At 63.4% G+C, this 24,965-nt stretch carries 23 protein-coding genes and 1 pseudogene; 22 read left to right on the forward strand and 2 right to left on the reverse strand.

Translation table 11 applies throughout. The features are described from left to right. Positions 1 to 17 precede the first annotated feature (17 nt). From R2B70_RS05245 to R2B70_RS05260, 4 genes are read left to right on the forward strand one after another with little or no spacing between them, the layout of a single operon-like run. Complete coding sequence (locus R2B70_RS05245; RefSeq protein WP_318162810.1) at positions 18 to 2,576, forward strand: fimbria/pilus outer membrane usher protein; 2,559 nt, start codon at positions 18 to 20, stop codon at positions 2,574 to 2,576. After that, a complete protein-coding gene (locus tag R2B70_RS05250) occupies positions 2,573 to 3,301 on the forward strand; it encodes a molecular chaperone (RefSeq protein ID WP_318162811.1) in 729 nt (242 codons plus the stop codon). The genes R2B70_RS05245 and R2B70_RS05250 overlap by 4 nt, the downstream gene beginning before the upstream one ends. Then, complete coding sequence (locus R2B70_RS05255; protein WP_318162812.1) at positions 3,294 to 4,328, forward strand: fimbrial protein; 1,035 nt, start codon at positions 3,294 to 3,296, stop codon at positions 4,326 to 4,328. Before R2B70_RS05250 ends, R2B70_RS05255 begins: the two co-directional genes overlap by 8 nt. 40 nt (positions 4,329 to 4,368) lie before the next feature. Next, positions 4,369 to 5,151: a BPSS1780 family membrane protein gene (locus tag R2B70_RS05260; protein WP_042079002.1), complete on the forward strand. Its 783-nt coding sequence runs from the start codon at positions 4,369 to 4,371 to the stop codon at positions 5,149 to 5,151. Positions 5,152 to 5,198: 47 nt separating this feature from the next. Here the strand turns inward: R2B70_RS05260 and R2B70_RS05265 are convergent, their stop codons facing one another. Next, complete coding sequence (locus R2B70_RS05265; protein WP_318162813.1) at positions 5,199 to 6,101, reverse strand: LysR family transcriptional regulator; 903 nt, start codon at positions 6,099 to 6,101, stop codon at positions 5,199 to 5,201. Positions 6,102 to 6,226: 125 nt separating this feature from the next. Between R2B70_RS05265 and R2B70_RS05270 the strand changes: the two genes are divergently transcribed. From R2B70_RS05270 to oxyR, 3 genes are all read left to right on the forward strand, one after another. Next, a complete protein-coding gene (locus tag R2B70_RS05270) occupies positions 6,227 to 7,087 on the forward strand; it encodes a Vmh family MBL fold metallo-hydrolase (RefSeq protein WP_318163319.1) in 861 nt (286 codons plus the stop codon). Between the two features lie 80 nt (positions 7,088 to 7,167). Then, positions 7,168 to 7,803, forward strand: coding sequence for a DsbA family protein (locus R2B70_RS05275; RefSeq protein ID WP_318162814.1), 636 nt, complete (start codon positions 7,168 to 7,170; stop codon positions 7,801 to 7,803). 148 nt (positions 7,804 to 7,951) lie between these two features. After that, complete coding sequence (gene oxyR, locus R2B70_RS05280) at positions 7,952 to 8,848, forward strand: DNA-binding transcriptional regulator OxyR (RefSeq protein WP_209793418.1); 897 nt, start codon at positions 7,952 to 7,954, stop codon at positions 8,846 to 8,848. 66 nt (positions 8,849 to 8,914) lie between these two features. Here oxyR and R2B70_RS05285 read toward each other — a convergent pair whose 3' ends face one another. Beyond that, positions 8,915 to 11,404, reverse strand: a complete 2,490-nt coding sequence (locus R2B70_RS05285) for a penicillin-binding protein 1A (RefSeq protein WP_042078960.1) — start codon at positions 11,402 to 11,404, stop codon at positions 8,915 to 8,917. Between the two features lie 297 nt (positions 11,405 to 11,701). Here R2B70_RS05285 and tapM point away from each other — a divergent pair, with 297 nt between their 5' ends. The 15 genes and pseudogenes from tapM to R2B70_RS05355 all read left to right on the forward strand — a co-directional run bounded on the left by tapM (position 11,702) and on the right by R2B70_RS05355 (position 24,897). Continuing rightward, positions 11,702 to 12,763 carry a PilM family type IVa pilus assembly protein TapM gene (gene tapM, locus R2B70_RS05290; protein WP_042078961.1) on the forward strand — a complete coding sequence of 354 codons (1,062 nt, stop codon included), beginning with the start codon at positions 11,702 to 11,704 and terminating at the stop codon, positions 12,761 to 12,763. Next, on the forward strand, positions 12,751 to 13,320 hold the full coding sequence (gene tapN, locus R2B70_RS05295; protein ID WP_209793419.1) for a PilN domain-containing protein: 570 nt from the start codon (positions 12,751 to 12,753) through the stop codon (positions 13,318 to 13,320). Before tapM ends, tapN begins: the two co-directional genes overlap by 13 nt. After that, the gene (tapO, locus tag R2B70_RS05300) at positions 13,317 to 13,916 is read left to right on the forward strand and encodes a PilO family type IV pilus biogenesis protein TapO (RefSeq protein WP_042078964.1); all 600 of its coding nucleotides are present in this window, start codon (positions 13,317 to 13,319) and stop codon (positions 13,914 to 13,916) included. Before tapN ends, tapO begins: the two co-directional genes overlap by 4 nt. 2 nt (positions 13,917 to 13,918) lie before the next feature. Further along, a complete protein-coding gene (locus R2B70_RS05305) occupies positions 13,919 to 14,446 on the forward strand; it encodes a pilus assembly protein PilP (RefSeq protein ID WP_042079004.1) in 528 nt (175 codons plus the stop codon). 616 nt (positions 14,447 to 15,062) lie between these two features. Then, positions 15,063 to 15,341: pseudogene (locus R2B70_RS20180) on the forward strand (AMIN domain-containing protein); the annotation flags it as partial. A 24-nt stretch (positions 15,342 to 15,365) separates the two neighbouring features. After that, entirely contained in the window at positions 15,366 to 16,685 is a 1,320-nt protein-coding gene (locus R2B70_RS20185) for a type IV pilus secretin PilQ (protein WP_408867466.1), read from the forward strand. 191 nt (positions 16,686 to 16,876) lie between these two features. Next, a complete protein-coding gene (gene aroK, locus R2B70_RS05315; RefSeq protein ID WP_042078966.1) occupies positions 16,877 to 17,395 on the forward strand; it encodes a shikimate kinase AroK in 519 nt (172 codons plus the stop codon). A 17-nt stretch (positions 17,396 to 17,412) separates the two neighbouring features. Further along, positions 17,413 to 18,495 carry a 3-dehydroquinate synthase gene (gene aroB / locus R2B70_RS05320; RefSeq protein WP_042078967.1) on the forward strand — a complete coding sequence of 361 codons (1,083 nt, stop codon included), beginning with the start codon at positions 17,413 to 17,415 and terminating at the stop codon, positions 18,493 to 18,495. Then, complete coding sequence (locus R2B70_RS05325) at positions 18,485 to 20,032, forward strand: SPOR domain-containing protein (RefSeq protein WP_042078968.1); 1,548 nt, start codon at positions 18,485 to 18,487, stop codon at positions 20,030 to 20,032. Before aroB ends, R2B70_RS05325 begins: the two co-directional genes overlap by 11 nt. A 69-nt stretch (positions 20,033 to 20,101) precedes the next feature. After that, on the forward strand, positions 20,102 to 20,974 hold the full coding sequence (locus tag R2B70_RS05330) for a Dam family site-specific DNA-(adenine-N6)-methyltransferase (protein WP_042078969.1): 873 nt from the start codon (positions 20,102 to 20,104) through the stop codon (positions 20,972 to 20,974). A 250-nt stretch (positions 20,975 to 21,224) separates the two neighbouring features. Continuing rightward, on the forward strand, positions 21,225 to 21,896 hold the full coding sequence (gene rpe, locus R2B70_RS05335) for a ribulose-phosphate 3-epimerase (protein WP_042078970.1): 672 nt from the start codon (positions 21,225 to 21,227) through the stop codon (positions 21,894 to 21,896). Next, a complete protein-coding gene (locus tag R2B70_RS05340; RefSeq protein WP_318162816.1) occupies positions 21,886 to 22,551 on the forward strand; it encodes a phosphoglycolate phosphatase in 666 nt (221 codons plus the stop codon). The genes rpe and R2B70_RS05340 overlap by 11 nt, the downstream gene beginning before the upstream one ends. Before the next feature lie 17 nt (positions 22,552 to 22,568). After that, positions 22,569 to 23,573 carry a tryptophan--tRNA ligase gene (trpS, locus tag R2B70_RS05345; RefSeq protein ID WP_219143740.1) on the forward strand — a complete coding sequence of 335 codons (1,005 nt, stop codon included), beginning with the start codon at positions 22,569 to 22,571 and terminating at the stop codon, positions 23,571 to 23,573. 120 nt (positions 23,574 to 23,693) lie between these two features. Next, positions 23,694 to 23,909 (forward strand): hypothetical protein, encoded by a 216-nt coding sequence (locus R2B70_RS05350; protein ID WP_318162817.1) that lies wholly within the window; start codon positions 23,694 to 23,696, stop codon positions 23,907 to 23,909. 406 nt (positions 23,910 to 24,315) lie between these two features. Further along, positions 24,316 to 24,897, forward strand: a complete 582-nt coding sequence (locus tag R2B70_RS05355; RefSeq protein WP_318162818.1) for an aminodeoxychorismate synthase component II — start codon at positions 24,316 to 24,318, stop codon at positions 24,895 to 24,897. The last annotated feature ends 68 nt before the right edge of the window (positions 24,898 to 24,965 follow it).

Raw genomic sequence — 24,965 nt, forward strand, 5'->3', positions numbered from 1 at the left:
GCGCCGAGGGGGATGCCATGAGCGCCGGCGTGTCCCTCCCTTGCCATGCTTCTCCGCCGGCCTGCGGGCCCGCCCCCGGTGGCTGGTGTCTCTTCCTCCTGCTCTGGGGAGCCCTGGCCATGGCCGAGGAGGCTCCCAAGCAGGCAGGCGGCTCACACGACGAGGTGGAGTTTGACAGCCGTCTGCTCGACAGCCTGGGGGTCGACATCGATCTGGCGCGCTTCTCCCGTGCCGACTTCATCCCCCCGGGGCGCTATCAGCTCGACATCACCCTCAATGGCAAGGAGAGGCTGAGCCAGCAGGTGGAGGTGAGAGCGGGGAAGGATCCCGCCACCCCCAGGTTCTGCTTCCAGCCCGACCACCTGAAACAGTGGGGGCTGATCCTGGACAAGCTGCCCGATCAGGCCGAGGTGACGCGGCAACTCGGCCTCGACTGCATCGAGGTGGGGGCCCTGGTACCCGGCGCCGGCTTCACGTTCGATCTCGCCAGCCTGAGCGGGGCACTCAGCCTGCCCCAGGCCTACCTGGGCCGTGTCAGACGGGACTATGTGGGGCCGGAGCAGTGGATGCAGGGGATCAATGCCGCCTTCGTCAGCTACAACGCCAACCTCTACTACAGCGAGCAGGAGGCGGTCGACGAACCGCTGAGCAGCAGCATCAACCTCAACACAGGTCTCAACCTCGGCGCCTGGCGCCTGCGCCACAACGGCTCCTATCAGGGGGGCAGTCACGGGGGCTATGATCCCCTCAACAGCTATGCGCAGCGGGACATTACCTCCCGCACCGCCCAGCTGACCCTGGGGGAGTATTTCACCCCGGGCGACAGCTTCGACAGCGTGCCCTTCACCGGTGTGCAGATCGCCAGCGACGACGCCATGCTGCCCGACTTCGAACGGGGGTTCGCCCCCGTGGTGCGCGGGGTGGCCCAGGGCAACGCCAGGGTCACCGTTCGTCAGGGCAGCGCCCTTATCTACGAAACCCAGGTGGCGCCCGGTGCCTTTGCCATCGACGATCTCTATGCCACCAGCTTTGCCGGAGATCTGGACGTGACCATCACGGAGGCGGATGGCAGCGTTCAGAGCTTCACCCTGCCGTTTTCCTCCGTGGTGCAGATGTTGCGAGATGACACCTCCCGCTTCAGCCTGACCCTGGGGCGCTATCGCAACGAGGCGGGGTCCGATGGGCCGGACTTTCTGCAAGGCACCTACAGGCGCGGCTTTTCGGATGCCCTGACCCTCTATGGCGGGGCCATCGCCGCCGAGGATTACACCGCCCTGCTGGGCGGTGTGGCGGTGGGGTCGGATTACGGGGCCCTGGCCGTCGATGTCACCGGATCCTGGGCGCGCGCCCTGCCCGTCAGCGCAGCCTTGCCGGCGTCGCAGTCCGGCCAGAGCTATCGCCTCACCTACAGCAAGCAGATGGAGATGACCCGGACCTATGTCACCCTGGCCGCCTACCGCTTCTCCAGCGAAGGCTACCTCGATCTCAACGACGTGGCTGCGATACAGGCCCAGGCGCTGGACCGCCTGCAGCGGGAGCGCAATCGCTTCCAGCTCAATGTCAATCAGCCGGTGGGGGAGTGGGGGGATCTCTACTTCAACGGCATTCGCCGCGACTACTGGGGAGGCCAGGGGGAGAGCAGCAGCTTCCAACTCGGCTACAACCGGGGGTTTGACTGGGGCAGCCTGACCCTGTCGGCCAGCCACTCCCTGGAGGAAGGGGTCGGCGATCAATATGTGCTGAGCCTCAGCATTCCCATCGGCGACAAGCTGGGGGCCCCGCGCCTTAGCAGCACCCTCTCCTATCAGGAGGGGCTGGGGACCAGCGCCAGGCTGGATCTCAACGGCGGCTCCCGGGACGGCCGCTTCTATTACGGCCTCTACGGCAGCCATGGTCCCGGCGGGGAGGGCAGTACCCAGGGTTATGGCGCCAATCTGCAGTATCAGACGGCATCCGCCCAGCTGGGGCTCAGCACCAGCCAAGGGGAGGGGTATGCCCAGTATGTGGCCTCTGCCAAGGGGACCCTGCTGGTGCACGGTGAGGGCTGGGTGCTGGGGCAGACGCAGGGGGAGACGATGGCACTGGTGGAGGCAAAGGGGGCCCAGGGGGCCAGGGTCAGCCACGGGATCGGCAGCGAGGTGGACGGCGATGGCTATGCCGTGCTGGCCGGGCTCAACCCTTATCGCACCAACATCATCGGCCTGGATCCGAGCGGTTTGCCGCTGGATGTGGAGATCGACGGCAGCGCCCGCATGGTGGCCCCCCGCCGGGGGGCCATCGTCAAGCTGGCCTACGAGACCCGGGTCGGTCAGCCCCTGCTGATCAAGGCCGAACGGCAAGATGGCAGCGCCCCGCCCTTCGGGGCCGAGGTGGTCGACGGCAGCGGCGGCTCGGTGGCCGTGGTCGGCCAGGGGGGGCTTATCTTCGTGCGTGGCGAGCAGGGGCCCCTCTACGTCCAATGGGGTGAGGAGAGGGAAGAGCGATGCCGGCTCGCTTATCGGGCTCCCCGGCCGGATCCGGCCATGCCCTATCAGCAGGTGGCGGCCCGCTGCCTCGGCGTGGAGTCTGGCTCATGAGACGGGTCGGATGGCCGGGTGTCGTGCTGCTGGCCTTGCTGTGGGCAAGGGAGGGCGAGGGCGCCCTCAACCTGACCCGTACCCGGCTCGTCCATGAGGGGGGTGAGGCCACACTGCTGGTACGCAACGATGGCGCCGGCCCCAGCCTGTTGCAGGCCTGGGTCGATGAGGGGGACGAACGCCAGGGACCGGCCGAGGTCACGACCCCCTTTCTGGTGGTGCCCCCCGTGATGCGGCTGGGGCCCGGACGGGGGCAGACGCTGCGTGTCCTCGGCGCGGATCTGGGCCGGCTTCCCCGGGACAGGGAGTCCCTGTTCTGGCTCAATGTGCTGGGGCTTCCCCCCAAGGCTCACGCCTCGCAGGGGAGCGTGCAGCTGGCCTACCGCACCCGCATCAAGCTGTTCTATCGGCCGCCCGGGCTGGCGGGCTCGGTGGCGGAGTCGGTGTCTAAGCTGGGTTGGCAGGCCTTGCCCGGGGGCGGGCTCAGGGTCACGAATCCGGGCCCCTTCCACATCAGCCTGAGCGAGGTGCTGCTGACGGCTGGCGGGCGGGGGCTGGCCTGGCGCGAGGGCGGGGTGCTGCCGCCCTATGGTGCCCTGCCCGTGGTCATGGCGGGGAGGGTACCGCCGGACGCCAGGGGCAGGCTGCGCTGGATAGACGACGACGGTACCTACCGTGAACAGGCCTTTGTGCTGGGATTGGTGGGAGGAGCGCGGGATGAGTAACATGGCTGGCCGTCATGGCCCCTGGCCCCTGCTGGCGGGGGCGCTCCTGCTGCTGGCGGGCATGTGGCCTCAAGAGGGGCTGGCCGTCAGCGGTCAATGCACCAGCCCCTTCGTGGCGACCCTGCCCATCAGCGCCGATAACGATCTCTATCAGCCTGGCGAGACCCGGAGCGCGACCTTCTCGACCACGGACACGGCCACCTGTGACTGCACCGGGATCTCGGTGGGCCTGCTGGTGACGGTCTACTACCAGGGCACGACCGGCCTGCCGACCGTTGCCGATCCCCTCGGTACCCTCATCAAGCTCACCCCCTATTTCGGCCTCAAGGTGGAGTTCAACGCGGCAGGGGCATACCAGACAGTTCCCTTCAATGCCACGACCAGTGGGTTGCTCAGCGCCTGTGTCGGCGGCTTGCTGAATGTCTCCCTGCTGGGAGGGATCAACGTGAACGGCGGGCGCGCTACGTTGAAGTTGCTCAAGGGGGTCACGGGCACCCAGACCTTCAGCGGCACCGTCGCCCACCTCTTCGTGCGCCGTGCCGGCACACCCGACACCAGCCCGGTCAATGCATTCAGCACCCTGGCGATGAACATCAGCGTCACCTCGACGCCGACCTGCCAGTTTCCCGCTGGCACCAGCATCCCCATCGATCTCGGCGCCGTGGCGCAGAGTGCCTTCGTCGAGGGGGAGATCCCCAGGGGATATAGCCCCCGCAGCGTCGATGTGAGCGTGACCTGCAGCCAGATCCCGAACGACTACGTGGTGCCGCTGCGCTACAGCTTCGGAGGGGCGCTCAGCAGCCAGAACCGCTTCATCACCACCAGTCTGGCCGGAGTCGGGGTGGGCATGGTGGAGCAGGACACCTTGACCCCTATTCCATTCGATACCGCCATCGCGGTACCCTATTCGGCGGCTACCCATGACACCGACTACAGGGTGAGGCTCTATCCGACCCGGTTGCCGGGTCAGGTGGTGCGTACCGGTACCTATACGGGAACCATCATGGTCACGGTGAGCGTGCCCTGACGAGAGGCTTCCCCGCTCCTATTTTTCGACGAGGTCAATGATGCAAAGCGACAGCGCCCTGCGCCGCGAACCTAAGCGCCACTCCATCGGACAGGGCTGGATCTGGGTCCGCACGGGATTCGACATCTTCAACAAGGGGATGGGGGCCAGCGTGGCCATGATAGTGCTCTGGTTCGTGGTGGGCATAGTGCTGGACCAGCTGCCGGCGGGGGGGCTTATCTCCCAGCTGCTCTACATGGTGTGGGGAGCCGGCTGGGTGGCGGTGGCACGACGGGGCTTTGGGGGGCAGCCGCTGCAGTTCGCCGACTTCTTCGCCGGTTTTCGCCATCGCCTGACGCCGCTGATGCTGGGGGGGCTCATGGTGCTCGCCCTGTTCATGATGATCCTGATGATCTGTGCGTTCATGCTGCACCTGTGGGGGCTGACCGGCCTGTTGTCCCAGGATCCCGAGACCCTGACGCTGACCCCGGAACAGGCCCGGGGCTTCCTGCTCTGCGCCTTGCTGGGGCTGGCCCTGCTGGTGCCCGTGCTGATGGCCATCACCTTCGCCCCCGCCCTGATCTTCTTCCATGGGGTCGGGGTCTGGCAGGCGGCCAGGCTCAGCTTCAGGGGCTGCCTGCGCAACATGTGGCCCTTCCTCTGGTGGGGACTCCTCGGGGCCGTGCTGATCTTCTTCGGGGCGCTGCTGATGCTGGTGGGCCTGCTGGTGGTGCTGCCCGCCATCAACTACTCCATCTATGCCGCCTATCACGACATCTATCTGGAGGAGCCGGTGGCGAACGATGGCGAGCCGCCTGCCAGGGAGTTTGGTTTCGAGGCGTGAGCCAGGATCCGCAGACAGGGGCCGCCAGGCCCCTTTTTCATGGACCCTCACCGGGCTTGCCACAGGGGATCGTCCGCCATCCGGGCGACGAGAAAGTCGAGGAAGCTGCGCAGCAGGGGAGACATCTGCTTGCGGGTGCCGTAGACCGCATAGACGCCGAGCCGCTTGGGTTGCCACTGGGTCAGCAGGGGCACCAGGGCGCCGCTCGCGAGGTGGGTTTCCACCGAGTAGCGGGGCTGCAGGCTGATCCCCGCCCCATCCAGGGTTGCCGCCAGCAGCAGGTTGGAGATGTTGGCGCTGAGGTTGCCGCTCACCGGCACCGACTCGGGACCATGAGGCCCCTGAAACTCCCACAGGCTCTTGCCGAAATAGGTGTAGGTCAGGCAGTTGTGCAGGGCCAGATCCTGCACCTGCTGGGGCGGAGCATGGCGAGCCAGGTAGGCGGGACTGGCACAGACCACGGAGTGGCAGGTGCCTAAGGGGCGCGCCACCAGATTGGGATCCAGATCGTTGGTGATGCGCAGGGCGAGATCGATCCGCTCCTCCACCAGGTTGACCGTCCTGTCCAGCAGCAGGATGTCGATGGCCGTGCCCGGGTAGCGAGCCAGATAGTCGTTCGCCACCTTGACCAGCAGGGCTTCGGAGAGGGAGTAGCTGCTGGTGATGCGCAGTTGGCCCTTGGGGGCGTCGTCGCCCTTCACGGCGATCTGTTCCATCTCCTCTCCGAGTGCCAACATGGCGCGGGCCCGGTTCAGGGCCTCCTCGCCCGGGCCGGTCAGACTCAGTCGGCGGGTGGTGCGGTGCAGCAATCTGGCTCCCATCCAGCGCTCCAGCTCGGCCAGGTAGCGCGAGACCATGGCGCGAGACATCTCCAGCTTCTCCCCGGCCCCGCTCAGGCTACCCTGTTCGACCACGCAGACGAAGACCCGCAATGCGGTCAGCCTATCCATCTTGTGCCTCTATATGATCGATTTGTGCAACAGTGATGCACTGATTATGCGGTATTTGCACCTTAGGCGATCCAATACACTGTGTCCATCAAATGACCCCCCGAATACTTAATGAGGAATAGATGATGAACAGCACCCTGATCCGCAACCTGACGCTGGCCACCACCCTGCTCGGTGGCACCGCGCTGGCCGCCCCCCTGACCGTGACCGTCTACAACCCCGGCGAGAAGGCGATCTTCCCGGTCTCCTCCTCACTGGTGACCGGTGACAAAGAGGCGATCCTGATCGATGCCCAGTTCGACGTGCAAAATGGCCAGGCGCTGGTCGACATGATCAAGAAGAGCGGCAAGAAGCTGACCGCTGTTTATATCAGTGCCGGTGATCCCGACTTCTACTTCGGTCTGGAGCCCGTCATGGCTGCGTTCCCGGATGTCAAAGTGCTGGCCGACCAGCATGTGGTTGACCATATCAACCTGACCAAGGATGCCAAGCTGAGCTACTGGAGCCCGATCCTGGGCAAGGGGGCACCCAAGAGCCTGACCGTGCCGCAAGTGATGACTGCCAGCCATCTGACCCTGGATGGGGAGAGGATTGAAATCAAAGAGATGAACACGCCCAATGCCTACCTCTGGGCCCCTTCCATCAAGACGGCGTTTGGCGGCGTGCCGGTCTACAGCGGCGTGCACGTCTGGATGGCGGACAGCCAGACCAAAGCGGCCCGCAGCAACTGGGTCAAGGCGCTGGACAACCTGCTGGCCCTGAAACCCGAGCGCGTGGTACCGGGCCACTTCCTGGGCACCGCGCCCCAGGGCACTGCCGCAGTGACCTTTACCCGTGACTATGTCCAGCGCTTCGAGCAGGAGCTGGCCAAGGCGAACAGCTCCGGTGAGCTGATCGAGGGCCTGAAAAAGGCCTATCCGTCCCTGCCGGTGGACGACGGCCTGGCCATAGGTGCCAAGGTCAACATGGGCGAGATGAAGTGGTAAACCCCTGACGCCAACTTCCCTGTGTTTTTTTACCGGGCCCGAGGGCCCGGTTTTTTTAGCCGAATGAACGAGTGAATCACATGAACGAAACGACTCTGCACTATGTCTATGACCCCCTCTGTGGCTGGTGCTATGGCGCAGCCCCCCTGCTCCGCGCCGCAGCCGGGATCCCGGGCCTTCGCATCGCGCTGCATGCGGGCGGCCTCTGGCTGGGCGCCCGGCGCCAGCCCATGGGCCAGGCCCTGCGGGACCATGTGCGCCCCCATGACGAGCGGATCCACGCCCTGACCGGCCAACCCTTCGGGGAGCGCTACTTCAACGAGCTCCTGCTCAACGAAGGGCTGCTCCTCGATTCCGAGCCGCCCATTCGCGCCATTCTGGCACTGGACGAGCTGGGCGGGGATGGCCTTGCGCTGTTGCACCGCATCCAGGAAACCCATTATGGGGAGGGGGACTGGGTCGGCTCCCCGGCGCGGCTCACGGTGCTGGCGCAGGAGCAGGGCGTGCAGCCTGAGGCCTTTGCCCAGGCCTGCCAGCGGGTGGATCTCGCCGGGCATCTGGCCTACAGCCAGGCGTGGCTGCGACGGCTCGGCGGGCAGGGATTCCCGGCCCTGGGGCTGATGCGGGGCGAGCGCCTCCTGCCCGTCCCCGTCTCACCGTATCTGGGGGAGCCGCACGCCTTCGCGAAGCATCTCGCCTCCCTGATGACTGACTGACCCCTGGCGGCCGCGGTTCCATGCCGTGGCCGCCGCCATGCTCCTGCTACCTGTGTGGCGGACGTGCATTCGCCTGCGAGCCTCCCTTGTCCCCCGGACCGTTCTTGTGCATGCTAGCGGCCACATTGAATGGCAGGATGCAGTACCCATGAACCTTCGCGATCTCGAATACCTGGTAGCGCTGGAAGAGGAGAAACACTTTCGCAAGGCGGCGGAGCGTTGCTTCGTCAGTCAGCCGACCCTGAGCGGCCAGCTGCGCAAGCTGGAAGATGAGCTGGGGGTGATCCTGATCGAGCGCACCTCCCGCAAGGTGCTGTTCACCCCGGCCGGGGACGCCATGGCCCGGCAGGCCCGCAAGGTACTCAAGGAGGTGCGCGAGCTCAAGAGCATAGGCCAGCACTTCGCCGAGCCCATGTCCGGCGAGATCCACATCGGCTTCATTCCCACCGTGGGTCCCTACCTGCTGCCCCACATCATTCAGGATCTGCGCGAACACTTCCCCAAGCTGGAGTTCTACCTCTACGAAGAGCAGACCCAGGTGCTGCTCAAGCGGCTGGAGGAGGGGGAGCTGGACTGCCTCGTGCTGGCGGAGCTGGAGGGGATGGAGGGCTTTGGATCCATCCCCCTCTATCAGGAGCCCATGTGGCTGGCGGTGCCCCAGCATCACCCCGAGGCCAGCGCCAGGGCGGTGCCGCTGCACAACCTCAAGGGCAAGAAGCTGCTGATGCTGGCCGATGGCCACTGTCTGCGGGAGCAGGCGCTGGGATTCTGTTTTGCCGCGGGCATCGGGGAGGATCAGCGCTTCAAGGGCACCAGCCTCGAGACCCTGCGCAACATGGTGGCGGCCGGCAGCGGCATGACGCTGGTGCCCAGGCTGGCGGTGCCCGCCAATCCGGAGGAGGGGGGCGTCAGCTATCGTCCGGTGATCGACCCCGTGCCGGGGCGCACCATCTCCCTGCTCTACCGTCACTACTCGGTGCGGCGTCCCTGCTTCAACGAACTGGCGGCCCGCATCTCGCGCCTGATAAAGAGCCTGCCCGTCTAGGGGCAAGGTCCCCGGGCACAAAGAAAAAACCGGCGCAGGGCGCCGGTTTTTTTGTCTCTCGCAGATCTAGAAGATGTCGTCGGTCGAGACGGGGCCATCGGTGGCCGAGCCGTCACCGCCATACACCTGGTTGCCATCGGAGAGCTGGCTCGCGTAGCGGGTCGGTTCAGTGCCTTCCTTGAAGAACTCGTCCGTGCTGCTGCCATCGGCGCGATTGGTCAGCAGACCCGTCTCGCGATCGATGCGCACCTGCATGATCCCCTCGGGCACCGGCATCTTGCGCTCGGGCACCTGCTTGAGCGCCGTCTTCATGAAGTCGATCCAGATGGGCTGGGCGGCACCGCCACCGAATTCGGCGCGACCCAGTCCGCGCTGGTGGTTGTCAAATCCGATCCAGGAGGTGGCGACCAGATTCGGGGTATAGCCCGAGAACCAGGCATCGCGGGATTCGTTGGTGGTCCCCGTCTTGCCCGAGATGTCGTGGCGCTTGAGGTCGCGGGCCGCTCGCCAGCCGGTGCCGCGCCAGCCATTGCCACCCCAGATGGCGGTGGTCAGGGTGTCGGTGATCAGGAAGGCGCTCTGGGCGCTGATGGTCTGCGGCGCCATCTTGTTGGGCACGACGGGATCGATGGGGCACTGGGCCTTCCAGTCGGGCACCGTATTGGCATAGGCATCGGCGCTGTCGAGGCCGGCGGCGGCCAGCACGCCGCAGTCGCGGCAGGCGGCGGCCGGATTGGCCTGGTACAGGGACTTGCCGAAGCTGTCGGTCACCTCGGTGATGAAGTAGGGGCTGACCTGGAAGCCGCCATTGGCCAGCACAGAGTAGCCACGCACCACTTCCAGCGGGGTGAATTCGGCGGCACCGAGGGCCAGGGATTCGTTGGCGGAGATGTGATCCCGGGCGAAGCCGAAGCGGGTGAGGCCGTCGATATAGGTATCCAGCCCGATGGCGCGCATCAGCCGGACCGACATCACGTTCTTGGACTTGGCGAGGCCGAGGCGCAAGGGGGTCGGCCCTTCATAGATGGCCGGCGAGTTCTTGGGCTGCCACATGGGGCCCTTGGCCGGATCCCACTGGTTGATCGGCGCGTCGTTGATGAGGGACGCCAGGGTATAGCCCTGCTCCAGCGCGGTGGCATAGAGGAAGGGCTTGATGTTCGAGCCGACCTGGCGGCGAGCCTGATCGACCCGGTTGAACTTGGAGATCTCGAAGCTGAAGCCGCCCACTAGGGCCTCGATGGCGCCGTCTTGCGGGTTCATGGCGACCAGGGCGGCGTTGACGTCGGGGATCTGGGAGAGCAGCAGCTCTTCCCCTTTTTCCCGCACCCAGATTTGGGCGCCGACTTTTAGCACATCCCGCGCCGATTTCGGGGCGAAGCCCTGGCGATCGTCGGTGATGAAGGCGCGCGCCCACTTGATGCCGTTCCAGCCCAGCTCGGCCTGTTTGCCGTTTCTGAGCACCAGGGTGGCGCTCTTGTCGCCCAGCTTGGTGACCACGGCGGCCATCAGGGGCTGATAGCTCGGCTGTTTGGCCAGGTGGGCCATGATCTGGTCGTAATCCCAGGCCGCTTCGCCGGCTTTCCACAGCAGGGCGGTCGGGCCGCGATAGCCGTGGCGGGTGTCGTAGTCGAAGACGCCGTCGAGCAGCGCCTGGTGGGCGGCGCGCTGGCGCTTGGCGGTGACAGTGGTGTAGACGTGCAGTCCCATGGTGTAGGCATCTTCACCAAACTGCTCCACCATCTTCTGGCGCACCATCTCGCTCAGGTAGGGGGCGTTCAGGGTCGTTTCCGCACCGTGGTAGCGGGCCTTGACCGGCATTCTGGAGGCTTCGTCATACTGGGCCTGGGTGATCTTGCCGGTCTCCAGCATGCGACCAAGCACCACGTTGCGGCGGGCGAAGGCGCGCTCCGGGGAACGGATGGGGTTCAGCATGGAGGGGGCCTTGGGAAGCCCCGCGATGATGGCGATCTCGTCCAGGGTCAGATCCTTGACCTCCTTGCCGAAGTAGACCTGGGCGGCGGCGCCGACCCCGAATGCCCGGTAACCGAGGGGGATCTTGTTGAGATAGAGCGTCAGGATCTCGTCCTTGGTGAGGTTCTGCTCGATGCGCCAGGCGAGGAACACTTCCTTTATCTTGCGCACCAGCGTCTTCTCGTTGCTCAGGAAGAAGTTGCGTGCCACCTGCTGGGTGATGGTACTGGCCCCCTGGCGCGCCTGACCGGAGACTGCCCAGACGGTCGCGGCACGAATGATGCCGATGGGGTCAATGCCCGGGTGTTCATAGAAACGGGCATCCTCGGTGGCGAGCACGGCATCGATCATGGGCTGGGGGATTTCATCCAGCCGCAGGGGAATGCGACGAATTTCGCCAAACTGGGAGATCAGTTCCCCGTCCCGGCTGTAGACCTTCATGGGGGTGGCCAGCTTGACATCGCGCAGAGCGCTCACATCCGGCAACTGGGGCTTGATGTAGAAGTAGATGCCGATGAGGCTGGCAACACCCAGCACTGCACCCAGCATCATGACAATAAACAGGCGAACGAGCCATTTCAGCATGGAAGAACTACCAATCGTCTTAAAATTAGCCAACGGGCGCAGAGTATAGCCTTTTTACCCTCGCGGATTCGAGGTTTTCCTGTCCGCAGACGGCGACCTCGAGAAGAGGCGGGAGGGTAGCATTCCGGGACGCAATTACCAAGGGGGGCCGCAGCCAGGGCCGAAAGGAGAGGAAGGTCAACTTTTGACATAAACTTTATGACATTGATAGATAGAGCATTATATTGAGTTAAGGCATCACCCTGTGATGCGCTGTCCTACAATAAGTCCGAAACCCAATAACGCATGGATGTGTATATGTTTGGGCTATTAAGTAAGGGATCCCTCCTCTCCTTGGCGGGCATTGATTTTGGCAGTCAAACCATCAAGGCCGTCACCATCAGCGGGCGTCCCGGCAAGGTGCATCTCGGCTCGGTTGCCGAGGTCCCCATGCCCAGGGGCACTCTGGTCGATTATCAACTGCAGGACATTGAGCGGGTCGGCCAGTCCCTCAAGTCGCTCAGGCGGCTCGTGCAAGGGGACTGCCAGCACGTGGCCACGGCCGTGACGGGCTCCAATGTCATCACCAAGATCATCCAGGTCGACACCAACATCAACGAGAGCGAGCTGGAGAACCAGGTTCATCTGGAGGCGGAACAGATCATTCCGTTTCCTCTGGACGAAGTCAGCCTGGATTTCGAGATCCTCGGCATGACCGCCGACAACAGCCGTCAGGAGGTGCTGCTGAGTGCGGCACGGACCGAGAGCGTCAGCGGCCGGGTCAGTGCACTGACGGAGGCGGGCATGAATACCATGGTGGTGGACGTGGGGGTCCACGCGCTCGGGCGCGCCGTGCTGGCCTGCCTGCCCGAGCTGCAAACCTGGGACAAGCCGGTCGGCATCGTCGACATCGGTGCCAGTGCCATGACCTTTGCCGTCCTGCTCAGGGGGCAGGTGATCTATTCCCGCTTGCAGAATTTCGGTGGCGATCAATACAGCCAGGCCCTGGCCTCTTTTTACAGCATGAGCCTGGAAGACGCGGAACTTGCCAAGCTCCAGGGATCCCTGCCTGCGGATCATGAGGTGGATGTGCTGCTGCCGCACCTCAGTACCCTGGTGCTGCAGATCCGGCGCAATGTGCAACTGTTCTGCAGTTCGTCGGGCAACAAGGAGCTGTCCAAGCTGGTGCTGACGGGCGGGGGAAGTCTGCTGCCCGGTCTGGCCGGGCAGCTAGGCAGCGAGCTCAACTGTGAAGTGCTGCATCCCGACCCCTTTGCGCTCTTTGGCAAGCCTCAGGGAGAAGGGGGTCTGGCCCACGGGGCCAAGTACATGACGGCACTCGGTCTGGCACTGCGGAGCTTCACACCATGTCAAATATAAATCTCCTGCCCTGGCGGCAGGCCAGGGCCCAGCGCCAGAAGAAGCAGTTCGGCATCATGTTCGGGCTGTTCCTGGCGGGAACTGCCGTCATCGCCTTTGCCGTCGACTGGCTGGTGCAACAGCAGATCGGGTATCAGCAGGAGCGCAATCAGCGATTGCTGCAGGAGATGGCCATGCTAGACACCCAGCTCGGCGAAATCCGGCTGCTCAAGGAGCGGCGCAAGGATCTGATCGATCGCATGCAGCTCATCGAGCAGTTGCAGATGCGACGCAACATACCGGTGCGTCTGTTCAATCAGCTGCCCGTGCTGGTGCCCAATGGGGTATACCTTGACACCCTCGCCCTGCAGAACAACAAGATCGATGTCAAGGGCAAGACCGAAGCCTATGGCAGGGTGGCCAGCATGATGAGACGCATCGACGGGTCGGGCTGGCTGGCGCAGTCCCAGCTCAGCACCATCTTCACGGCAGAGGTGGCACCCATTGCACTGAGCCAGTTCTCCATGATGTTCCAGATCGCCACGGCACTCCCGGACGCGGCTAAGGGGCAAGAATGAACCTGCAACAGCTCAATGAACTGGATATCAATGACATCGCGCGCTGGCCCAGGGTCGCTCAGGGCATCTTCATCTTCCTCTGCTGTGCTCTGCTGGGGGGGGCCATTTACTACTATGTGATTGCCAACTCCATGACGGCATTGGCCAGGGAGGCGGATAAAGAGAAGGAACTGAAGAGCCAGTTCGAGAGCAAGGCCATGCTGGCCGCCAATCTGGAGGCGTACAGGAAGCAGATGGTGCAACTGGAGCACCTGGTCGATACCCAGCTCAAGCAGTTGCCCAACACCCATGAGGTTGCCGGCCTGCTGGACGACATCAGCTTCATCGCCACCGACAACGGTCTCAAATTGAACAGGATCAACTGGGAGCCGGAGGTCAAACACGAATTTTCGACCGAACTGCCCATGCGCATCGAGGTGGTGGGCACCTATCACGAACTCGGCAAATTCACGGCAGACATGGCCGCGTTGCCGCGCATCGTGATCCTGGAGTCGTTTCAACTCAACCAAGACAAGGGACAGGACGAGTTGATCGGCATGTCCATGCAGGCCAAAACCTACAAATACAACGGTAAAACCGTGGAGCAGAAGCCATGAGCATGAGAGTGACAGTACTCCTCTTGTCGGCGCTGTTGGTGACGGCCTGCGGCGTACAGGAGGACATGGACGAGTACGTCAGGCAGACCAAGGCGAGGAAACCCATCCCGATCGAGCCCTTGCCTGAGATAAAGGCCTTTTCTCCCATGGCCTACCAACGCAGCGATCAGCGCAGCCCTTTCATTGCCCCCCAGCCGGAGACCAGTTCCAGGCTGGATGCCAAAGCCAAGCCGGATTGCGCACAGATCGTCGCCAATCGGGAGAAGGAGGTGCTGGAACGCTATTCGCTGGCCAGCCTGAGCATGAAGGGATCGATCGGCAGACAAGGACAGCTATGGGCATTGATCAATACCCCGGACGGGCAGGCCGTGCGAGTGGGGCTCAATCAGCACATGGGACTGGATCAGGGCAGGGTCATCAAGATAACGAATACGCATGTTGACTTGATGGAGACGGTACCGGATGGCAAAGGATGCTGGGTCACCCGAGAGACCCAGCTGGCCATGGCCAATCTCGACGCAAAACTATGATCAGGGATGAGCAGAGATGAGAACAATAAGAAGGATGACAGGTGTGGCGCTGCTGTGTCTGGGCGGATGCACTCAGGTGTGGGCGGTCCCCGCGTTGCAGGAGGTCAAAGTCAATCCCCTGCTGGCCGATCAACTCTTGCTGGAACTCAGTTTCAGCGAGCCCGTGAGCGGGTTTACCGATAGGCTGTCGTATGAACCCAATCAGCTCTTGTTGCATGTGCCCGGAGCTGTGGGGGCACTGACGGTCAATCCGCTGTCGATCAAGCAACAGGGGGTGAACAACCTCAAGGTCGAGGGCAAGGGGCAGGGGCTCGACATCAAGATAGCCCTCGATCAGCTGACTCCGTATCAGGTCCATCAGCAGGGCAACAAACTGCTGGTGTCGCTGGGGGAAAAGGCCGGTCAGCCAGTGGCCTCCTCGCCCGCCCCTGCGGCAGCCAGCTCGTCGGCGCTTGTGAGGAGCCAGCCGGTGACGCAATCCGCCTTGATCGATACCCAGCGGGTTGCCCAGAACCAGTCCCAGTATCAGGCACAACCCGCCGTGGCGCAGGCCCCTGCCGTGGTGCCGATCCCCGCCGCTGCCAGCAAGCCCGTGCTGTCCGTCGCGCCGACGAATCCGGGAGGTGCCTATTTCAACTCGGTCAAGGGCGTCGATTTTCGCCGTGGCAAGGAGGGGCAGGGGGAGTTCCTCGTGACCCTGGACAACAGCTCGGCGGCGGTGGACGTCAGCAGCCGAGGTCAGAAGGTATTTGCCAAGTTCCACGGCACCCGGATCCCGGATGAACAGCTCAACCTCATCAATGTGCAGGACTTTGCCACCCCGGTCTCCCAGGTAGAGGTGTTCCGCCAGGGCAATGACACCCTGTTTGAACTCTCGGTCAACGGTCAGTTCGATTACCGTTACGATCAGGCCGACAAGATGTTCATCATAGAGGTAAAGAAACGGGCGGCCACCACGGCGGCCAAGCAATATCAGGGCAAGCCGATATCCTTGAACTTCCAGGATATTCCGGTGCGAACCGTGTTGCAGATCATCGCCGACTTCAACAATCTCAACCTGGTGACCACGGACTCCGTCGCCGGCAACATCACCCTGCGCCTCGATGGGGTACCCTGGGAGCAGGCGCTGGACATCATCCTCAAGGTGAGGGGGCTGGACAAGCGGCTGGACAACAACATCCTGCTGGTGGCCCCGGCGGATGAAATCGCCGCTCGCGAGAAGCAGCAACTGGAGAGTCGCAGCCAGGTGGCCGACCTTGCGCCTCTCTACACTGAATACCTGCAGATCAACTATGCCAAGGCAGCCGAAGTGGCCGCCCTGCTCTCCTCCGAGAGCACCAAGCTGCTCTCCCCCAGGGGGGCGGTGAGCGTGGATGAGCGTACCAACGTGCTGGTGGTCAAGGACACGGCGGACGTCATCGGCAACGTCAAGCGCATGCTGGACATCCTCGATATCCCGGTCAAGCAGGTGGTGATCGAGGCGCGCATGGTGACCATAGACGACGGTTTCGACGAGGCGCTGGGGGTGCGCTGGGGCGTGACCAAGACGGACGGTCATGGCAACGGCACCTCGGGCACCATAGAGGGGAATGACGGCGCCGGTAACAATGACGGTAGCTCCACCATCACGCGTCCCGGCGTGGAAGACAGGCTCAACGTCAATCTGCCGGTGACTAATGCCGCCGGTACGCTGGCGTTCCAGGTCGCTCGTCTCGCCAACGGTACCCTGCTCGATCTTGAACTCTCCGCCCTCGAGAAGGAGAGCAAGGCCGAGATCATCGCCAGCCCCAGGGTCACCACCGCCAACCAGAAGCCGGCCCTGATCGAGCAGGGGACTGAGATCCCCTATGTAGAGTCCTCCTCCAGCGGGGCCACCTCGGTCACCTTCAAGAAGGCGGTACTGAGCCTCAAGGTCACACCACAGATCACCCCGGACAACAGGGTTATCCTCGACTTGACCGTGACCCAGGACACCAAGGGGGAAACCGTGCCGACCGGTACTGGTGACGCAGTCTCCATCAATGCCCAGTCGATCACCACCCAGGTGCTGGTCAACAACGGCGAGACCCTGGTGCTTGGCGGCATCTATCAGCAGACGATTAAAAATGATGTCAGCAAGGTGCCGCTGCTGGGGGATATCCCCGGCCTCGGCTACCTGTTCAAGAAAACCACCAGTGAAAACAAGAAGCGTGAACTGCTGATTTTCGTGACCCCGAGGATAGTCACCGACGCCCTCTGAAAACTTTACATGTGAGAGCAAAACACATATAACCTTACGCCCCGATGAGGCTGGGGCGTAAGGGCTGCGGTTGCCAGTCCTGGTTTCTGTTGAGATAATCCCCCTCCTGATCCATCGCAAGATAAGGTTCATAGGTACCCCGGTCGAGTGTTTACCGGGGCCATACAGTTTGTAATTACTAACGAAAAGACATGGCTGAGAAACGCAATATTTTCCTGATAGGTCCCATGGGTGCGGGCAAGAGCACCATAGGTAGACATCTGGCAGAACAACTGCACATGGAGTTTTTCGACTCAGATCATGAGATTGAGCGCCGCAGTGGTGCCGATATCGGCTGGGTGTTCGATGTTGAAGGCGAAGAGGGTTTCCGGATCCGCGAAGAGAAGGTGATCGGTGAGCTCGCCGAGCATCAGGGGATCGTGCTGGCGACGGGTGGCGGCGCCATCAAGAGCCGTGAAACCCGCAACAAGCTCTCTGCCCGTGGCATCGTGGTCTACCTCGAAACCACCATTGAGAAGCAGCTGGCGCGCACCCAGAGAGACAAGCGCCGCCCCTTGCTGCAAACCGAAGAGCCGCCCCGGGAAGTGCTGGAGCGTCTGGCGCAAGAGCGCAACGCCCTGTATGAAGAAGTCGCTGACTTTGTCATCCAGACCGATGATCAGAGTGCAAAAGTTGTCGCCAATCAAATCGTCAAGTTGATCGGCATGTAATCCATTAGAGGACGTCCATGGAAAGGTTGAAGGTCGAACTGGGTGAACGCAGCTACCCGATAGAGATAGCTGCCGGTCTGTTGCAACACCCCGAGGTGCTGGCGCAGACGATCAAGGGTAAGCGGGTCATGATAGTGACCAATACCGTGGTCGCGCCCCTGTATCTTGAGCAGATCATTCAGTTGCTGTCCGGCTTTCAGGTGGAACACCTGATACTGCCGGATGGGGAGGCCCACAAGACCCTGGCCACCTTCGAGCGGATCATGTCCGCTCTGCTGGAAACCAGCCATGGCCGTGACACCACTCTCATCGCCCTGGGGGGCGGCGTGATAGGCGACGTTGTCGGCTTCGCTGCGGCAAGCTATCAACGAGGCATTCCGTTCATCCAGGTGCCTACCACGCTGCTCTCCCAGGTTGATTCTTCCGTCGGCGGCAAGACCGCCGTCAACCATCCCCTTGGCAAGAACATGGTGGGCGCCTTCTACCAGCCCAGGCATGTGATCATCGATACCGACTGCCTCAAGACGCTGCCCGCACGGGAGTTTGCCGCCGGCATGGCCGAGGTGATCAAGTACGGCATCATCTGGGATGAGTCCTTCTTCTCCTGGCTCGAGGCCAACATGACGCGCCTGCAGCGGCTCGATGCCGACGCGCTCTCCTACGCCATTCGCCGTTGCTGCGAGATCAAGGCCGATGTGGTCGGGCAGGACGAGACCGAGCACGGGGTGCGGGCCCTGCTGAACCTGGGGCACACCTTCGGCCACGCCATCGAGGCCGAGAAGGGCTATGGCAACTGGCTCCATGGGGAGGCGGTGGCGGCAGGCATGATGCTGGCGGCGGACACGGCCCTGGCCCGTGGCGACATGACAGAGCAAGAGGTTGCGCGGATCCGCGCCCTGCTGCTGGCGGCTGAGCTGCCGGTGCAGGCGCCGCCCGAGATGGATTTTGCCGCCTTCATCCGCCATATGCGCCGTGACAAGAAGGTGCTGGAGGGCAAGCTGCGACTGGTGCTGCCGGTCGGGATCGGGCGGGCCCAGGTGGTGGCCGACGTGACGGATGCTCAATTGATGGCGGTGATCGAGTCTGGTCGTGACCACTAACAAACTGCTCAAGCTCCCTTCCCAGCGGCAGCTGGTCGACCGGCTGCTGCACCTGATTGAGTTCAATCACCCCTTTATCTTTCTCTGTGGCAAGCCCGGCAGCGGTCGTGGCACGCTCTGCGAGTCGCTGCTTGCCCAGTTGCCTGACACGGTGCGGGTGGTGAGCCTCATCGGCAGTCCGGCCATGAAGATGGCGGATGTACGCCAGTTGCTGCTGCAGCAGGTAGTAGCTCGCCCCCTGTTCAATGCGCAGGATGCGCTGGCCGACAGCTTCTTTCGCATGCTGGAGGGCAAGCCGTCCACCCTGCTGCTCATGGTCGAGCGCGCCGACGCATTGCCCGCCGAGCTGGTGGGGGAGCTGTGGGCGCTCTGTCGTCACAACGATACCCTGGCCGCGCCCCACAAACTCGCCATCCTGCTCTCCGGCGGTGACGCCTGGTGTCGCAACCAGAAGGCCCTGCTGAAAGGGCGTGCCATGCCCGCCCTCGAGCTGGAGGTCGCGCCACTGAGCGCGCCGGAGCAACGCATCTTCTTGTATGAGAAGGCCAAAGAACTCAAGATCCCCACAGCCCTCTTGCCCAAGCCCAAGGTGGAAGAGATCCTGAATGGGGCGGGCGGACACCCGTCCGCCATCATGCAGTCACTGGAGGATATCATGACCGACAGAAGGCCCAAGAAACGCCAGGCCGAGTTGCCCGTCAAGAAGATCGCGACCGTGCTGGCCCTGGTGGCCGCCGGCTTGCTGGCCCTGAGCTACCTGCCCCTGTTCGATGATGGCGGCAAGGCGCCAGACCAGGCATCGTCCCAGGGAACGGCGTTGCCCGACCCCGTCACCGCAGATCCCCTGAGCGTCGGCGGTGCGAGTGCGGCACAGGGCACCCAGGAGAGCGACACCGGCCCCGGGGCGGCGGGGACGCAGGTCGCCCGGGATTGGCAACCCGATGCCAAGCCCTTGCCCAAGAAGGTCGAGAGCGAGACGGTCACTACGGAGTCGACCAACTACGAGGGGCGCCGGGTAGTCATCTCCGACGAAGTGGTCGAAAAACTGATGAATCAGCCCAACGTCAGCGGCGCCCTGCCCACGGCCGTGGTGGACGAGCTGGTGGGCGGCGGTTCCCAGGCAGTGCCGACGGTGCAGGCCAAGGCACAGGGCAGCGCCCCGGCGGTCAAACCGGCTGCCCAGGGCAGCGGCACCCAGCCTGCGTCGGCCACACCGGCTGCGGCGCCGGCCCCCAAGGTGGCGTTGACTCCGGTCGCGACCCTCAACAAGAAGCCGAAGAACCACTACAGCGTCCAGCTGATGGGGGCGAGCAACACCAAGGCCGTGGACAGCTTCGTGGCGGAGCACGGGCTGGCGGGCAAGATCTGGGTCTACAAGACGAGTTTCCGTGGCAGTCCCTGGTATGTGGTGGTGCAGGGCGACTATGCCAGCAGCGCCCAGGCCAAGGCGGCGATCCGCAAGCTCTCGCCCGCCTTGCTCAAGGGACAACCCTGGCCCAAGTCGTTTGCCCAGATACAAAAAGAACTGAAGCAATAGCCAGCCGCCCGAAGAAGGGGGTAGAATCACCCCCCTTTTTTGGCATCGCCTTGTTAACACCGGACATCCATGAAAAAAACACGTGCGTTTTTAAAATGGGCCGGGGGAAAATACTCCCTGGTCGAAGAGATCGCCGAGCGCTTGCCGGACGGACGTGTGTTGCTGGAGCCCTTCGTCGGGGCGGGATCCGTGTTCCTCAACACGGATTACGATGCCTATGTGCTCAACGATATCAATCCGGATCTCATCGATCTCTACAACCACCTCAAGCGGCAGCCGGATCGCTTCATCGGCGAGGCTCGTCGGCTGTTCGTGGCCGAACACAACCACAAGACCGCCTACTACCGTCTGCGCACCCAGTTCAACCAGGCCGAGGCCGGGTTCGAGCGGGCCCAGCTGTTCCTCTTCCTCAACCGCCACGGCTTCAACGGCTTGTGCCGCTATAACAAGAAGGGCGGGTTCAACGTCCCCTTCGGTTCCTACAAGAAACCCTACTTCCCGGAGAAGGAGCTGTGGGCCTTCGCCGAGAAGGCGCAGAAGGCCACCTTCATCTGCGAGAGCTATGCCGACGCCATGGCGCGCGCCGAGGAAGACTGGGTGATCTACTGCGATCCGCCCTATGCGCCCCTCTCCACCACGGCGAGTTTCACCACCTACTCGGCGGGCGGTTTCACCCTGGACGATCAGGCTCTGCTGGCTCGCCTGGCCCGCCACACCGCCGCCCACAAGGGCGTGCCCGTGCTCATCAGCAACCACGACATCGAGCTGACCCGGGAGCTCTATCGCGGGGCCCGGCTGGACGAGATCCTGGTCAAGCGTACCATCAGCCGCAACGGCGGCGGTCGCAACAAGGTGGCCGAGCTGCTGGCACTCTATCCGCCCGGCATCGAACCCGAGCAGGGTTATTATCCTGGCGAGGCGGAGCTGGCCGTCGCCGGTTGAGTCGTGAACGGTCCCTGCGGGGACCGTTGTCGTTTCTGGTACTGCCGGCTTGCCGCGACACGAGCGGATCCTTCCTGCCACCCGGTGCGCCAGGCAGCGGATGGGTTTTCCCTGCAGGAACAGCCCGTTTGCACCGATTGCACGGGGGAGCGCCGCGGTTCACTGGTTCAGCAGATGCGGGTCGTTTTCATCGCCCTTTTGCGATAAAATTGCGCCGTTTTTTCTGCCACGCTGCCAATGGATGACGCTGATGAAAGACTTTCTGATTGCCCCCTCTATCCTCTCCGCCGACTTTGCCCGCCTGGGCGAGGACGTGGCCAAGGTGCTGGCCGCCGGGGCCGACGTGGTGCACTTCGACGTGATGGACAACCACTATGTCCCCAACCTGACCATAGGCCCCATGGTCTGCCAGGCCCTGCGTGACTATGGCATCGAAGCCCCCATCGACGTGCACCTCATGGTCAAGCCGGTGGATCGCATCGTGCCCGACTTTGCCAAGGCGGGCGCCAACCTCATCACCTTCCACCCGGAAGCCTCCGACCACGTGGATCGCACCCTGGGTCTCATCAAGGAGCAGGGTTGCCAGGCCGGTCTGGTATTGAACCCGGCCACGCCGCTCACCTGCCTCGAATACGTGATGGACAAGCTGGACGTGATCCTGCTGATGTCGGTCAACCCGGGCTTCGGTGGCCAGAGCTTCATCCCCGGCACCCTCGCCAAGCTGCGTCAGGTGCGCCGCCTGATCGACGAGAGCGGCCGCGACATCCGTCTGGAGATCGACGGCGGCGTCAAGGTCGAGAACATCCGCGAGATCGCGGCCGCCGGTGCGGACATGTTCGTGGCCGGCTCCGCCATCTTCGGCAAGCCGGACTACAAGGCGGTGATCGACGAGATGCGGGCGGAGCTGGCCCATGTCCGTTGAGCGTCCCTTCGATCTGGTGCTGTTCGATCTCGATGGCACCCTGATCGACAGTGCCCCCCAGCTGGCGCTGGCGGTCAACCGTACCCTGGCGGATCTGGGGCTGGCGGAGGCCGACGAGGCGGTGGTGCGCACCTGGGTCGGCAACGGTGCCGACAAGCTGATCCAGCGTGCGCTGGATTACCGCGAGGCGCCCGAGCTGTTCGCCAGGGCCCGCCCCCTGTTTGACCAGCACTACCAGGCCTGCCTGCTGGAAGGCCTGGGGATGTATGAAGGGGTCGAGCAGAGCCTGCATCGCCTGCAACGGCTCGGCTATCGCCAGGCCGTGGTGACCAACAAGCCGAGCCACTTCGTGCAGCCCATTCTGGAGGCCCTCGGCATCCAGGATTGCTTCGCCCTCTGGCTGGGGGGCAACTGCGTGCCCGTCAAGAAGCCGAGCCCGGAGCCGCTGCTGCACGCCTGCCACGAGCTGGGTGTCAGCCCGTCCCGCACCCTGATGGTGGGGGACTCCGAAAATGACGTGCTGGCTGCCCAGGCGGCCGGCATGAAGGTGGTGGGGCTCACCTACGGCTACAACTATGGCCGCCCCATCGCGGATTCCCGCCCGGACTGGGTATGCGAGCAGTTTGCACAGCTCGATGCCCTGCTGGCCGAATAACAAGGATCAACACATTCATGGCTAAACCAATCGTATTGAGCGGGGCCCAACCCTCGGGCCAGCTGACCATAGGCAACTACATGGGTGCCCTGCGTCAGTGGGTCAGCATGCAGGATGACTTCGACTGCCTCTACTGCATCGTCGATCTGCACGCCATCACCACCCGCCAGGATCCCGCGGCCCTGCGCAAGGCCTGCCTGGACGCCGCCGCCCTCTATCTGGCGGTCGGCATCGATCCGGCCAAGAGCACCGTCTTCATCCAGTCCCACGTGCCCCAGCACGCCGAGCTCGGCTGGATACTGAACTGCTACACCCAGATGGGCGAGCTGTCGCGCATGACCCAGTTCAAGGACAAGTCCGCCCGTTTCGAGAACAACGTCAACGTCGGCCTGTTTGGCTATCCGGTGCTGATGGCGGCGGATATCCTGCTCTACCAGGCCAATCAGGTGCCGGTCGGCAATGACCAGAAGCAGCATCTGGAACTGACCCGCGACATCTGCACCCGCTTCAACAACCTGTACGGCGAGGTGTTCACCCTGCCCGAGCCCTTCATCCCGACCGAAGGGGCGCGGGTGATGAGCCTGCAGGATCCCACCAAGAAGATGTCCAAGTCCGACGACAACGAGGCGAACTTCATCGGCCTGCTGGAAGATCCCAAGCAGATCGTCAAGAAGATCAAGCGGGCGATGACCGACTCCGACGAGCCGGCCGTGGTGCGCTTCGACCCCGAGAACAAGCCGGGGGTCTCCAACCTGCTGACCCTGATGTCCGGGGTGACGGGTCGCGCCATCCCCGAGCTCGAGCAGCACTTCGAGGGCAAGATGTACGGCCACCTCAAGGGCGAGACGGCCGATGCCGTGGTCGCCTTGCTGGAGCCCATCCAGGCGCGCTTCCGCGAGCTGCGTCAGGATGAGACTCATCTGCGGGCCATTTTGGCGGCTGGCGCACAAAAGGCGCGGGAAAGGGCTGAAAAAACCCTGACCAGCGTATATGATGTCGTCGGCTTCGTTCCTCGAGCCTGACATACTGGGAAGGTGTAGTAGAAGAGAGCTGGGTATCTGCCTGGCTTTCTTTGTTTTACCCGCCCGGTTCGTCATTTCCTCCTTCAATGTCACACAGGGGTCGTTGCCCCAAGAGAAAGCATGTCTGCCGAATCACATATCCTGACTGAAGAACTGAGTGACAAGGGCCACTGGCTGCGCAAGTTTCGCAAGGCCAAGAACCTCAACACCCTGCAGCTGATGGTCTCCAATGCCATCGACAAGCACTACAAGACCCCGGCCATCGCGGCGGCCATCTACCTGGCCGAGTGTCAGCGCGAGCGCGAGCTGGAGCAGGGGCGCCTGCTGGATCGCTGAGCCCTGCCTGCGGGCGCTGGCCATTCGCGGGCTGTGCTGCCGATCCCCTGAGCCCGGCGCAAGCCGAGTCCCGTTTATTCCTCCCCGGGGCCTGCCCATGGTGGCGAGAGCGCTCGTCTCCCCCTTGGCTCCTGCCCACCTCGCAGACCATGAAAAATGGCGTTGCGCCTGCACGGGGCGTGAAGGGGGCCGCGATGTTCCCCCGCCGTCGGCCTGTCGATTATCTCCGCCCGTCGGGAGGGCGATAACAGGGACGCGCCGCCACCGCCAGGCTCGCCATCCGGATCACCACGACGGCCCCGGTTTATTAACGGGGAGAGACATGCCAGAATGCGCGGCGTCTGTCCGTCGCCGCTCGCGACGGGCTGTCCGATCACCGTCTCTGTCTGACTCCCAGGGTCTTTTCATGCTGCTACTCATCGACAACTACGACTCCTTCACCTGGAACCTGGTGCAATATTTCGGTGCCCTGGGACAGGAGGTGCTGGTGAAGCGCAACGACGAGCTGAGCCTGGAGGAGATAGCCCGGCTCGCCCCACGCCACCTGGTGATCTCCCCTGGGCCCTGCACGCCGAACGAGGCGGGCATCTCCCTGGCCGCCATCCGCCGCTTCGCGGGCGAGATCCCCATCCTCGGCGTCTGTCTCGGTCACCAGTCCCTGGCCCAGGCGTTCGGTGCTCAGGTTGTACGTGCGCGCCAGATGATGCACGGCAAGACGTCCCTCATCCGCCATCGGGGGGAGGGGGTGTTCAGGGGATTGAAGGATCCGCTGCGGGTCACCCGCTATCACTCCCTCGTCGTGGAGCAGGGCTCCCTGCCCGATTGTTTCGAGATCACCGCCTGGAGCGAGCATGCCGACGGCTCCATGGACGAGATCATGGGCCTGCGACATAAAACACTGGCGCTGGAAGGGGTTCAGTTCCATCCGGAGAGCATCCTGAGCGAGCAGGGCCACCAGTTATTGGCCAATTTTTTAGCCGTTTCCTGAAGAAATTGTGACATGCGCCTCAAAACCGAGATGAGGCGAAAAAAATTTTCCCTGACACTTTATTCACC

This window comes from Aeromonas sp. XH (assembly GCF_033348475.1).
Taxonomy (GTDB): Bacteria; Pseudomonadota; Gammaproteobacteria; order Enterobacterales; family Aeromonadaceae; genus Aeromonas; species Aeromonas sanarellii.